Origin of the sequence: Diaminobutyricibacter sp. McL0608 (assembly GCF_039613825.1) — a bacterium.
GTDB lineage: Bacteria > Actinomycetota > Actinomycetes > Actinomycetales > Microbacteriaceae > Diaminobutyricibacter.
This window is the reverse complement of record NZ_CP154826.1, coordinates 1180341-1192944: the sequence shown is the minus strand read 5'-3', so window position 1 is coordinate 1192944 and position 12604 is coordinate 1180341. Positions and strand designations below refer to the sequence as shown.

Below are 12604 nucleotides of genomic sequence, written 5' to 3'. Positions count from 1 at the left end.
GAGTGCGGTTCCGCTCTCACCCGAATGGTCGAGGGTGCCCACCCGGCGATCGCGTCGTCGGCCACAGCCCCCGTAGTCGGTCGCGCCGGCGCGGTCGGCCCGCCTACGCCTCCGGGACTGCCAGCCCGATGATCCCCGCGTCGGCGGCGCCGGCCTCCTGCTCACGGATCTCCTCCTGCAGACCTCGCAGTGTGGTCCGCAGTGCGCGCTCCGCATCCAGTCCGTTCGACTTCGCAGACGCTACGATCGCGAGCAGCAGCGCACCCAGCTCGTCCTCCGACGCGACCTGCACGCCGCCCGCACCCTCGAGTTCGATGAGGCCGACCTTCTCGGCGCGGCCCAGCAGCTTGTCGGCGAGCGCCAGCGAGGGCATCGCCTGCGGAATGCCGTCGAGCACGCTGGTGCGGCCCGGCTTCTCGCGACGTTTGAGGTCGTCCCAGAACTCCATCACGTCATCCGGCGTCTTCGCGACTCGGTCGCCGAACACGTGCGGATGCCGGCCCACCATCTTGGCCGTCATCTGGGCCGCGACATCCTGGATGTCGAAATCCTCACCCGGGGTGTGCGCCGCGATGTCGGCGTGGAACAGCACCTGGTAGAGCACATCGCCCAGCTCTTCGAGCATGTCGTCGCGGTTTCCCGTTTCGATCGCCTCGACGAGTTCGTAGGTCTCTTCGATCAGGTACTGGACCAGCGATTCGTGCGTCTGGTCCGCATCCCAGGGACACCCGCCCGGCGCCCGGAGCCTGGCCATCACGGCGACCAGCTCATCGAGTTCGGTCGGCACTCCGGTCGCTGCCGAGGATGAGAAGCTGAGGTCGGTCATGGGCCCTCCAATACGTGCATAGCCATCCTCTCACCGTGGCTCGAGAACGCCGGACGACTAGCCTGATCTCATGGGAACCCGAATCGCAAGACTCACCATCTCGGTCGAGCAGCTCCCCCGCGCTCTTGCGCTCTACGAGGGCGTGATCGGCCTGACCCGGCGGTACGACGTCGACGGCCTGGTCATGCTCGCGACGAACAACGAGCCGGTCGGCAGCGCCGTCGAGGTCCTGCTGCACGAACGCATGCCCACGTCGGGCGATTCGGGCATCGCCCCCAGTTTCGTCGTCGCGGACGTCGATGCGGCCACCGAGGCCGCCGTCGAGGCGGGAGCCACGATCGTGGACGAACCCGCAGACCAGGAATGGGGTGAGCGGCAGTCGGTCATCCGGGATGCCGACGGCCACATCCTCTGCCTGGTGGCTCCGCTGTGAGCCTGATCCGCTCCGAACGGACCGCGGCCGGGCTGCTGCTCGGCGCAGCCGCGCTCGGCCTCCTGCTGGCCAACACGGCGGTGGGGCCGGCGCTCGCCGATCTGCAGCACACCAAGATCGGCTGGCCGGGCACCCAACTCACGGTCGGGCACTGGATCAGCGACGGACTCCTCGCGATCTTCTTCTTCATCGTCGCAGTCGAGCTCAAGCACGAGCTCGTCGTCGGCGAACTCAACAGCCTGCAGAAGGCCATCCATCCGGCGATCGCCGCGATCGGCGGCGTCATCGTTCCCGCCGGCGTCTACCTGCTGATCGCGGGCTCCTCCGGCTATGGAGAGGGATGGCCGATCCCGACCGCGACGGACATCGCCTTCGCGCTGGGCGTGCTCGCCGTCTTCGGCCGCGGTCTCCCGAACCGGCTGCGCGTGTTCCTCCTCGCCCTCGCTGTGCTCGACGACCTGATCGCGATCCTCATCATCGCGCTGTTCTTCACGACGAATCCGAACCTCGTGGAACTCGGGCTGGCCGTGGTGACCGTCGGACTCTTCGGGTTGCTCAGCCGGTACCTTCGCGGGGTGATGCGTGTTCCGATCGGCGTCCTGATGGTGCTGCTCGCCTGCCTCAGCTGGTGGCTCGTGCAGGACTCCGGCGTGCACGCGACGATCGCCGGTGTGGCCCTCGGCCTGGTGATGGCCCGCAAGCCGGCCGGTCGCGTCACGCATCACCTCGAGCCGTGGTCGAACGGCGTGATCCTCCCCCTTTTCGCCTTCTCGGCGGCCCTCGTGCCGATCCCGCAGGTCGCCCCCTCGCAGCTCGCACCGGCGTTCTGGGGCATCCTGGTCGCACTCCCGGTCGGCAAGCTGATCGGAATCACCGTCGGCGGCTGGCTGGGCTCCTTCACCAAACGCCGCGCCGATCGCGGAAAGATCTCGTTCGAGGGACTGGTGATGGTCTCCGCGCTCGGCGGCATCGGCTTCACGGTGTCACTGCTGATGAACGAACTCGCGTTCGCCGCGCATTCCGAGGTGCGGGATGAGGGAACGCTCGCGGTGCTGATCGGGTCGGGCATCTCGATCGTCATCGCGGCCCTGCTCGTCAGCCGACTCGCGCGCAAGTACCGTCGCGAGCATCCGCACCCCGCCCCGGCGGGCTGAACCTCTTCTGGCACCTTCAGATCTGTATCATCTGTTATAGTACAGATGGAGCAGATGGGAGGGCCGCGCCATGCAGATCGAGATCGATCCCCAGTCGGCCGCGCCCATCTACCAGCAGATCCGCGATCGCGTCGTCGAGGCGGTAGCACGGGGTGACCTGACGCCCGGCGACCAGTTGGCATCGGTAAGGCAGCTGGCGGTGGACTTCGGCATCAACGTCGCGACGGTCGCGAAAGCGTACGACGTGCTGCGCAGCGAAGGCATCATCCGCACCAACCACAAATCGGGGTCTGTGATCGCCCGCGGTCCCGGCACAGGCCCGGCCGACGAGGGCTTCGTCGCCGACTGGTCCGCACGCCTTGCGACGCTGCTCGCCGAAGCCGTTGCCAAGGGGCTCCCCGACACCCAGATCGTCGTGCACAGCACCGCGATCATCGACGACTTCACCGCCCGTCGTTCGCAATCGCATCAACAGAAGGACCCCCTCTCATGAACTGGATCGTGACAATCGTCATCCTCCTTGTCGTCGTCCTGGTCGGAGCGATGTTCTACGCCATGCCGTGGCTCACCCGACCGACGATCCCACTGGGGGTCAGCGTCCCGAGCACCCGCGTCGACGAGCCCGTCGTGCGGCGCGCGGCGAAGCGCTATCGCGTCGGCATCGTGATCGTCACGATCGTCTCCGTACTTCTCGCGCTCCTCGGCGAAGCGCTTCCCCCGCTCGCGGGGGCGCTGCTTCCGATCGTCGTCGTGCTGGTCGGCACGCTCATCGTCTACCTGTCGAGCCGGCGCCTCATCCAGCAGGCCAAGCGCGATGACGACTGGTACCACGATGTGCCAGTGCGGCTCACAGCGAGCGTCACCTCGTCGGACCGACCCCGCGTCGCCCCCGCGATCGGTTGGTACGTGGCAGGTGTCGTCGTGCTCATGGCAGCCATCGTCATCGGCGCTGTCGTCTACGACAGCCTCCCGAACCCCCTGCCAGTCCACTGGAACGCGCAGGGTGCGCCCGACCGGTTCGCTGCGAAAAGCCTCTGGTCGGTCTTCGGCCCCATCCTCGTGGGGCTCGCGGTGGTCGCTGTCCTCTTCGTGCTCGCCATCTTCATGCGACGTCTGCCGACGCGCCCCGTGGCGTCGGACTCGCCCGAGGTCTCAGCCCGCATCGCGCTTGCCCAAGGCCATCTGATGCAGTCTCTGCTGGGCCAGATCGCTTTCCTGATCGCGCTGGAGTTCGCGGCCGTCGCTGTCATCGGGTGGCTGGCTCCGGCGTCGCCGACCGTGATCCTCGTGTCGACTCTGGTGCTCCCGCTGCTACTCCTCGGCGTGGTCGTGGTTTTCATCGTGCGTTACCGGCACGCGATCGTCGCTGCCCGCACGGAAGTGCCAGTCGCGTCGGGCTCGGCGGCCCAGGCGGATGCACCCACTGCGGAGGCACCTGACGACGACCGCTTCTGGAAAGCCGGCTCGGTCTACGTCAACCCGGCCGACCCCGCACTCCTCGTGCCCAAGCGGTTCGGTGTCGGCTGGACCGTGAACCTCGGCAATCCGATCGGAATCGGTATCGCAGTGATCACCGTGCTCGTGATCGTCGGAGTGATCATCTGGGGCGTGTCGACGGGCTCACACGCGAGCGCCCTGGGCGGGCTGCGCGCATTGGGCTCGTAACGGGCCTCCCGGCTACTTCGCCGGTGCTTCGGCGGGTTCTGCGGGCTCCGGCACCGGGAAGATCGCGCCGAGCAGCGAAGCGACCCAGGCGATCAGGTCGGAATCCTCCGGGGGCTCGCCGTTCACCCGCAACAGCGGAACGGTGACGACCTTGGGCGCCGCGTGATACTTCGACCCCGGGTACATCCGCTGCAGTCGAACCTGGAGCGAGTCGGGGAGGATCGCCGGGGCGATACGCAGGTTCGATCCCATCGCGACGACCTCGCCGAGCCCGGCGCGCTGGGCAGCGCGCCGAAGCCGTGAGACGGCGATGAGGTTCTGCACCTGCTCGGGCGGCTCGCCGTACCGGTCGACGAGTTCTTCGAGCACGAGACTGATCTGGTCCTCCTTCGCCGCGGGCGAGCTCGCCGTCGACAGTTTCTGGTACGCCTCCAGGCGCAGCCGCTCACTGTCCACATAGTCCTCGGGGATGTGGGCGTCGACCGGCAGTTCGAGGCGCAATTCTGTCTGGCCCTCCGCGACCTCGCCTCGGAAGGTGCTGACCGCCTCGCCGATCATCCTCAGGTAGAGGTCGAACCCGACACCCGCGATATGGCCGGACTGCTCTCCGCCCAGCAGGTTGCCCGCGCCACGGATCTCGAGGTCTTTCAGCGCCACCTGCATGCCGCTTCCGAGGTCGTTGTTGGCCGCGATCGTCGACAGCCGGTCGTGCGCCGTCTCGGTCAGCGGTTTGTTCTCATCCCACAGGAAGTAGGCATACGCGCGCTCGCGACCCCGCCCGACGCGTCCACGCAGCTGGTGCAGCTGGCTCAGGCCGTACTTGTCGGCACGGTCGATGATGATCGTGTTCGCGTTGGCGATGTCGAGCCCGGTCTCGATGATGGTCGTCGAGACGAGCACGTCGAATTTACGCTCCCAGAAGTCGACGACGACCTGTTCGAGCTGGTGCTCCGGCAGCTGTCCGTGCGCGACCGCGATGCGCGCCTCCGGCACGAGCTCTGCTAGCTTCGCTGCTGCCCGCGAAATGCTCCCCACCCGGTTGTGGACGAAGAACACCTGGCCCTCGCGGAGGAGTTCGCGGCGGATCGCGGCAGCGACCTGGCGGTCCGAATACGGGCCGACGAAGGTGAGGATCGGGTGACGGTCTTCGGGCGGCGTGGCCAGGGTCGACATCTCGCGAATGCCCGTGACCGCCATCTCGAGCGTTCGCGGGATCGGAGTCGCACTCATCGCCAGGATGTCGACGTTCGTCTTCAGCTTCTTCAGCGCGTCTTTGTGCTCGACGCCGAAACGCTGCTCCTCGTCGATGATGACGAGGCCGAGGTCTTTGACGGTGACGCCGTCGGCGAGCAGGCGGTGCGTTCCGATGACGACGTCGACCGTGCCGTCCGCAAGCCCGCGCAGGGTCTCGGTGGCTTCACGGTCGGTCTGGAACCGGCTGAGCGCGCGGAGGTGGATGGGGAACCCGGCGAACCGCTCCTGGAACGTCTCGAAGTGCTGCTTCACGAGGAGCGTCGTCGGAACGAGCATGACGACCTGCTTGCCGTCCTGGACGGCCTTGAACGCGGCACGAACGGCGATCTCGGTCTTGCCGAACCCGACGTCGCCCGAGATGAGCCGGTCCATCGGGATCGGCCGCTCCATGTCGGCTTTCACCTCGTCGATCGTCTGCAACTGGTCGGGGGTCTCCGCGAACGGGAACGCCTCCTCCAGTTCGCGCTGCCACGGTGTGTCCGGACCGAAGGCGTGACCCCTGCTCGCCATCCGGGCGGAGTAGAGCTTGACCAGTTCGACCGCGATGTCGCGCACCGCCTTGCGCGCGCGTCCTTTGGCCGCCGACCAGTCGCTGCCGCCCATCTTGCTGAGCGCCGGGGCCTCGCCGCCGACGTAGCGGGTCAGCAGGTCGAGCTGGTCGGTGGGCACGTAGAGCTTGTCGCCCGGGTAGCCGCGTTTCGACGGCGCGTACTCGAGCACGAGGTACTCGCGCTTCGACTTCACAGCGTTGCGACCGCCGCTGGAGACCTCGCGCTGGGTGAGCTCGACGAACCGGCCGATCCCATGCGTCTGGTGCACGACATAGTCGCCGGCCTTCAGCTGCAGCGGATCGACAACGTTCTTTCGGCGGGTGGCGAGCTTCTTGACCTGCCGCGTGTCGTACCCGGCGGTGCGCCCGTAGAACTCGCTCTCGCTCATCAGCACGAGCTTCGCCTCGGCGAGCTCGAAGCCGTGCTCGACAGCTGCTTTCAGCAGGTAGGCGACGCCGGGCTCGGGATCCGTCGGGTACTCCTCCACCAGGCGGGCCGGCAGCTCACGCTCGGCGAGGACATCGGCAGCGCGCTCGACGAGACCCGCACCCTCCGCGACGACCGCGACCTTCCACCCCTCGCGCAGGCGTTGGGCGACGTGTTCGATGGCCCCATCGACGTTGCCCTGGAAGCTCGGCACCGCCTCAGCGTCGATGCGCACCGTGAGGTATTCCTCGACCTCGCGGTGTTCTGGCAGCAGTTCGCCGGCATTGAAGTTGCTGAAGGTCCACCATGGATGGTCGGGAGCGCGCGCGCCCGGCGCGGAGAACTGCACGGACTGACGCAGCCTCTCCAGCGTCATGAAGTCGCCCGCCGCGAGGTCGATCGGCGCGGCGGCGCCGACCGTCGCGGCACTCCACGCGGCCGAAAGGAACTCCCGGTTCGTCTCGGCGAGGCTGATGGCTCGACCTGCGACCCGCTCGGGCGAGAGCACCGCGACGGCCGCGCCCTCGGGAAGGTAGTGGGTGATCGGAACGAGGCGGTCGACGAGGGCGGGAGCCAGCGACTCCATCCCCTCGACCGGGATGCCCTCGCCGATCTTCGCGAGCATCGCCGAGAGGCTCGGGAACTCGTGCTCCATCTCCCGGGCTCGCTGCCGAACGGTTTCACTGAGAAGGAGCTCACGACTCGGAGGCAGGGTCACGGATGCGATCGCGTCGGGAAGCGACCGCTGGTCGGCGACCGAGAACGGCCGGATCTGCTCGACCTCGTCTCCGAAGAAGTCCACCCGGTACGGGTGCTCCGCCGTGGGAGGGAACACGTCGAGGATGCCGCCACGCACCGCGAACTCGCCACGCCTCGTCACCATGTCGACGCGTGAGTAGGCGAGATCGACCAGCTGCACCGCCAGCGCACCCAGGTCGAAGCCCCGCCCGGCCGCCGCGAGTTCGATCGCTTCGTAGTCGGTGAGGTTGTCGGCTACCGGCTGCAGCGCTGCGCGCACGGATGCGACGACGATGATCGGCGTCGAACGCCCGCCCTTCTGCCAGTCGGCCAGCCGCCGGAGGGCGAGAAGACGCTTGCCGACGATCTCGGCACTGGGACTCAGCCGCTCGTGCGGCAAGGTCTCCCAGGCCGGGAACTCGATGATCTCGGCGTTCGGCACCACACTGGCAAGCGCGCTGCGGAAGGACTCTGACTCGCGGCCGGTCGCCGTGATGACGAGCAGTGCCTGCGGCAGCCCGGACTGCCCTCGGCGATCGAGCAGCCCGGCCAGCAGCGGAGCGCGGAGGCCGTCGGTCAGGGAGAAGTCGGCGTTGCGCGACGCGAATACGAGGGCGTCATCGAACGTGGAGGCGCGCGAAAGCGCTGCGATTAAGCCCTGAAGGATCACCGGACAAGTCTACGGAGTACCACCGACGTGTCGACCGGGACCGTCAGATCCAGCCGTCGAGCGCCCTCATGAAGCCCTCGAAGTCATCACGGCTCACCGTGTGGCCCGCACCGGCGACCACCCGGACCTCGAAACCTCGTCCGCGGAGGCGCTCGGCGAGCTCCTTTGTCACGAGGTGAGAATTGTCGGCGAGCACGACGAGCGAGGGCACGTGCATCTCGTCGGGCGCCCGTAACGCGCCCGGGGTGAGGAGCACCGGGATCACCCCTCGGTCGTACGACTTCATCGTCTCCACCTCGATGGCGACATCAGCAGGGTCCCACCGTGGATTGCGCCGGGCGATGGCTGCGGCGGATGCCCAGGCCAGGCTGCGCAGGAAGGCCGGCGCAAGCACCCGCTGCCACCTGGGGAGCTCCGGCCCGAACGCAGGATCGACGTAGACCACCCGATCCGGCTGGAGCCTCTCGACCGCGAGACTGACCGTGAGGCCTCCGAGGGAATGTCCCATCACCAGCTCCGGATGCACTGCGACGGTGTCGACGACATCGCGAGCGAGAAGCTCGGCCGTGTACTCGTGCGCCCGCGGGCTGTGGCCGTGTCCGCGCAGGTCCACCGCGGTGACCCGGTAGCCCCGGGCGGCGAGCGCGGGGCCGACCGTACGCCACCCGCGTGAGTCCGACATGACCCCGTGGACGAGCACTGCGTGGCGATCACCTGTACCCCACTCACGCGTGTACAGCCTCATGGCCTGAAACTGTAGCCCCCGAGACTCGAAGTGCGCCGGGAAACTGCTCGGGCGCTCTCAGAGGATCACTCGGAAGGGGACATTGCCCAGTGTCCCTGATGCCAATACCCTCAGGTCAGAGGCGTCAGCCGGCGCCGTCGACCACCGATCACCCAGGGGCAGCACACGCATGACCGATTTCCCGCCGCCGGAGCCGAACGTTCCGTCCGGTCCGCCGACCGAACCCGCTTCGAACGGAGGACTGCCGACGCCTCCCCCGCCGCCTGCACCCCCGGCAGCGCCCGTCGAGGAGCCCCCCGCCTACGGTGAGCGGATTCCGGGCTACGTGCCTCAGCCACCGGCCCAGCAGCAGCCGCCCGTCTACGGGCAGCAGCCTCCGGTCTACCAGCAGCCTCCCGCGTACCAGCAGCCGCCCGTCTACGGCCAGCCCGCGCCCGGATACGCTCAGCCGCTCTACGGCGAACAGGTCGCCGCCCCTAAGTCGAAGACGCTCGGGCTCGTCGCCATGATCGTCGGCATCGCCGTCTTCGTCGTCAGCCTGGTGGTGTTCATCGCACTGGGGGCAGCCATGGGGCCGTTCGCGACCCGGACGTCGAACAGCTTCACGATCGACCAGACCACTGCATCCGCCGCCGAACTGCGTGCGATCTCCAGCATCGGCCTCGGTCTCCTCGCCATCCTCTTCTTCGGAACGGCGTTCGGCCTGTGGTCACTGATCCAGGGCATCGTCGCCACCGCGAAGAACCGCGGGCGCACCTACGGGATCGTCGCGATCGTCGTCTCCGTGCTCGCGCCGATCATCTCGTTCGTCGCATTCAGCGTGGCGATCGCCGCGACCCTGCCGGGCGCCTGACCGACACTGCCGAATTCTGACCAACCTGCCGGGCGCCTGATCAGGACCCCCTGACTGGCGCTCGGCTCAGGCGGAGGTGTGGAACCGCAACTGTGCCGCGGTCAGTCCGTCGGTTGCGATCTGCTCGACCGCATCCGCCGCATCCGCGATCACGTTCGGGAGGATCTTGCGCTCCGCCGAACCGAATTCGCGGAGCACGTGGTCGGCCGCACCCTGCTGACCGGGCGGCCGTCCGACGCCCACCCGGACCCGGGTGAAGTCGCCGGTGCCGATGGCAGCGATCACGTCGCGGACACCGTTGTGTCCGCCGTGGCCGCCGCCGAACTTGAGCTTCATCGTGTCGAACGGGATGTCGAGCTCGTCGTGGACGACGATCAGCCTCGATGGTTCGAGCGAATAGAACCGCATCAGCTGCGAGACAGGGCCGCCCGACACGTTCATGAACGTGTTGGGCTTCGCGAGGATGTACCGCGGTCCGCCGGGCACGATGCGCCCCTCGGCGACCGTCGAATTGGTCTTGTGCGTCTTGAATTTCATGCTGCCGCGCGACGCTAGTTCGGCGAGCACCATCTGCCCCACGTTGTGGCGCGTGGCGGCGTAGCCGGGCCCGGGGTTGCCGAGCCCGACTACGAGCCAGGGTGTTTCAGCGGAGTCCACGTGATGTGAATCTCAGACCGTGAGACGCCTGGGACTACTCTGCGTCCGCAGGAGCAGCCTCGGCGGTCTCCTCGGCCGCGGCCTCGGCCTCTTCTTCTTCGTCGGCACGGGCCGCGGCGGGCACGAGCACGTTGAGGATGAGGAGGTCGGGCTCGTCGAGGAGCGTGGAGCCCGAGGGAAGCGCGAGGTCCTTCGCGTGGTACTGGGTGCCCTCTTCAGCGCCTTCGACATCGAGGACGATGCGCTCGGGGATGTGGGTCGCTTCGGCCTCGAGACGCAGGGTCGAGACCTCGAGCACGGCGATCGTGCCGGAGAACGACTCACCTTCGACGTGCACGGGAACCTCGACGTGCACCTTCTCGCCGCGGCGGACGACGATGAGGTCGAGGTGCTCGATGATCTGGAGCACGGGGTCCTTCTGGACGTCCTTCACCAGCACGAGCTGGTTCGCACCTTCGATGTCGAGCTCGAGCACGGCGTTCGCCTTGCGGAGCAGCAGGCCGACCTGGTGCGCCGGAAGGGTCACGTGCTGGGGGTCGGTGCCGTGCCCGTAGATGACGGCGGGGATCTTGCCTACGGCGCGGATCTTACGCGCAGCGCCCTTGCCGAAGCTGGTGCGCGGTTCTGCGACGACCTTGTTGCTCTCGTCAGCCATGAGTATCTCCTTGCCGGGCAGGCCGGCTGTCAGGCGAGCTGTGCTCGCAGTGTCTGGTGTTGTGTCGACTCGAACGCATCGTTCAGATGAAAGACGTGTGAGGAAAGACTGCGAAGCCTGCTCCACCGCGTCGATAACGGATGCCCGCCGGTTGCCCGACAGCATCCCTCGCCGAAGTTCAGTTCGCCAGTCTACCCGATCCCTAGCGCGACCGCGGCACGGGCGATGACGACAGCCGGAGGGTCGTCATTCGGGATGCGCACCCCGGGCTCGTCGGAGGCGAGCGGTTCCAGGGTCGCCAGCTGGGATGCAAGGAGGCTGGGCGGCATGAAATGGCCGGGCCGCACCATCCGGGCTGCAAGCACGGCGGGAGAGCTGTCGAGTTCCACGAAGCGCACCGTGGGCGCTTCGGCGCGGATCGCATCCCGGTACGCGCGCTTCAGCGCCGAGCACGCGACGACCAGCCCGTCGGGACCGGCGGCCGCCAGCGTCCGGCCGACCGCGGCGAGCCACGGCCACCGGTCGTCGTCGTCGAGCGGGATGCCCGCCGCCATCTTCGCCACGTTCGCGGGCGGATGCAGGTCGTCACCATCCGTGAACGGCGCGCCGAGGCTCTCAGCGAGAAGCGCGCCGACGGTGCTCTTTCCCGAACCGGAGACTCCCATCACGACGACCAGCGGGCGCGCGGACTGTTCGAGGGGCTCGGTCATGGTTGCGTCCTGCTTTCTACCAGTCGTGCATGGAACCGTCGAGAAGACGGTTCACGGGCAGGTATGCGGCTTCGTACGGGAAGGACCCCGCGACGACCTCGTCGTACTCGACCCCGAGGCCCGGTTCGTCGCTCGGCTTCAGCATCCCACCCTCGAAAATGTAGCTGGTGCGGAAGACCTCGTGGGTCGCCGGGCTGTGCTGCATGTACTCCTGGATGCCGAAGTTGGGGATGGCGATGCCGAGGTGGATGGCCGCGGCCAGCCCCACAGGCGAGACGTCGGTCGGACCGTGGACGCCCGACTTGATCTGGTACACCGCGGCGTAGTCGAAGATGCGGCGCAGGGCTGTGATGCCGCCGGCATGAGTGACCGGAGACCGCACGTAGTCGATGAGCTGCTCCTCGAACAGCTCGCGGTAGTCCCAGATCGTGTTGAACACCTCGCCGATCGCCAGTGGGGTCGTCGTGTGCTCGCGCACGCGCCGGAGCGCCGCCTGGTTCTCCGCCGGGGTCACGTCTTCGAGCCAGAACAGGTCGTACGGCTCGAGGGACTTGCCGAGCTTCGCGGCCTGGATCGGCGTGAGTCGGTGATGGGCATCGTGCAGCAGCGGAAGCTCCGGGCCGAACTCGTTCCGCACCGCCTCGAACACCGTCGGTGCGTGACGCAGGTACGCGCGGGTGTCCCAGCTCTCCTCGACAGGGACCGCACTGCGACGGGCCGGCTCGTAGTCGTAGCGTGCGTCGCTTCCGCTGTCCGCGCCGGCCGAGGCATTCCGGCTCGAGGCCACGCCGTAGACCGACGGCAGACCGGGGATGCCCGTCTGCACCCGGACTGCGCGGTAGCCCTCCTCGAGGTGCTCGGTGATGGAGTCGAACAGCTCGGGCAGTTCAGCACCGGACGCGTGGCCGTAGACGAGGAGACCCTCGCGGCTCCTGCCGCCGAGCAGCTGATAGAGCGGCAGCCCCGCGACCTTCGCCTTGATGTCCCACAGGGCCGTGTCGACCGCGGCGATCGACGCCATCGTCACCGGACCGCGCCGCCAGTATGCGCCCCGGTACAGGTACTGCCAGGTGTCCTCGATCTGATGCGCGTCACGGCCGATCAGCAACGGCACGACGTGCTCGCTGAGATAGGCGGCCACCGCCAGCTCACGACCGTTCAGGGTCGCGTCGCCGAGGCCCGTGAAGCCGTCGTCGGTCGTGATCCTGAGCGTGACGAAATTGCGGCCGGGGCTTGAGACCAGGACTTCGGCGGATGTGATTCGCAT

12 protein-coding genes are annotated in these 12604 nt (G+C 67.9%); 5 read left to right on the top strand and 7 right to left on the bottom strand.

From position 1 onward, the window contains the following. Positions 1-103 precede the first annotated feature (103 nt). Positions 104-826, bottom strand: a complete 723-nt coding sequence (locus AAYO93_RS05495) for a MazG family protein (RefSeq protein ID WP_345764003.1) — start codon at positions 824-826, stop codon at positions 104-106. A gap of 70 nt (positions 827-896) precedes the next feature. Between AAYO93_RS05495 and AAYO93_RS05490 the strand changes: the two genes are divergently transcribed. The 4 genes from AAYO93_RS05490 (at position 897) to AAYO93_RS05475 (ending at position 4078) form a co-directional block, all read left to right on the top strand. Further along, positions 897-1259: a VOC family protein gene (locus AAYO93_RS05490; protein WP_345764002.1), complete on the top strand. Its 363-nt coding sequence runs from the start codon at positions 897-899 to the stop codon at positions 1257-1259. Further along, positions 1256-2413 carry a Na+/H+ antiporter NhaA gene (nhaA, locus tag AAYO93_RS05485; protein ID WP_345764001.1) on the top strand — a complete coding sequence of 386 codons (1158 nt, stop codon included), beginning with the start codon at positions 1256-1258 and terminating at the stop codon, positions 2411-2413. Before AAYO93_RS05490 ends, nhaA begins: the two co-directional genes overlap by 4 nt. A gap of 70 nt (positions 2414-2483) precedes the next feature. After that, positions 2484-2906, top strand: coding sequence for a GntR family transcriptional regulator (locus tag AAYO93_RS05480; RefSeq protein WP_345764000.1), 423 nt, complete (start codon positions 2484-2486; stop codon positions 2904-2906). Beyond that, positions 2903-4078 (top strand): DUF1648 domain-containing protein, encoded by a 1176-nt coding sequence (locus tag AAYO93_RS05475; protein WP_345763999.1) that lies wholly within the window; start codon positions 2903-2905, stop codon positions 4076-4078. Before AAYO93_RS05480 ends, AAYO93_RS05475 begins: the two co-directional genes overlap by 4 nt. Before the next feature lie 12 nt (positions 4079-4090). Here AAYO93_RS05475 and mfd read toward each other — a convergent pair whose 3' ends face one another. After that, positions 4091-7717 (bottom strand): transcription-repair coupling factor, encoded by a 3627-nt coding sequence (gene mfd / locus AAYO93_RS05470; RefSeq protein ID WP_345763998.1) that lies wholly within the window; start codon positions 7715-7717, stop codon positions 4091-4093. Between the two features lie 43 nt (positions 7718-7760). Then, a complete protein-coding gene (locus AAYO93_RS05465; RefSeq protein ID WP_345763997.1) occupies positions 7761-8462 on the bottom strand; it encodes an alpha/beta fold hydrolase in 702 nt (233 codons plus the stop codon). A gap of 169 nt (positions 8463-8631) precedes the next feature. On the opposite strand from AAYO93_RS05465, the gene AAYO93_RS05460 reads away from it, so the two are divergent. After that, complete coding sequence (locus AAYO93_RS05460) at positions 8632-9315, top strand: hypothetical protein (RefSeq protein WP_345763996.1); 684 nt, start codon at positions 8632-8634, stop codon at positions 9313-9315. Between the two features lie 66 nt (positions 9316-9381). Here AAYO93_RS05460 and pth read toward each other — a convergent pair whose 3' ends face one another. The 4 genes from pth to manD all read right to left on the bottom strand — a co-directional run bounded on the left by pth (position 9382) and on the right by manD (position 12604). Next, positions 9382-9972, bottom strand: coding sequence for an aminoacyl-tRNA hydrolase (gene pth, locus AAYO93_RS05455; RefSeq protein ID WP_345763995.1), 591 nt, complete (start codon positions 9970-9972; stop codon positions 9382-9384). Positions 9973-10006: 34 nt separating this feature from the next. Then, positions 10007-10627, bottom strand: a complete 621-nt coding sequence (locus AAYO93_RS05450; RefSeq protein WP_345763994.1) for a 50S ribosomal protein L25/general stress protein Ctc — start codon at positions 10625-10627, stop codon at positions 10007-10009. Between the two features lie 191 nt (positions 10628-10818). Further along, positions 10819-11337: a gluconokinase gene (locus tag AAYO93_RS05445; RefSeq protein ID WP_345763993.1), complete on the bottom strand. Its 519-nt coding sequence runs from the start codon at positions 11335-11337 to the stop codon at positions 10819-10821. Positions 11338-11353: 16 nt separating this feature from the next. After that, positions 11354-12604 (bottom strand): D-mannonate dehydratase ManD, encoded by a 1251-nt coding sequence (gene manD, locus AAYO93_RS05440; protein WP_345763992.1) that lies wholly within the window; start codon positions 12602-12604, stop codon positions 11354-11356.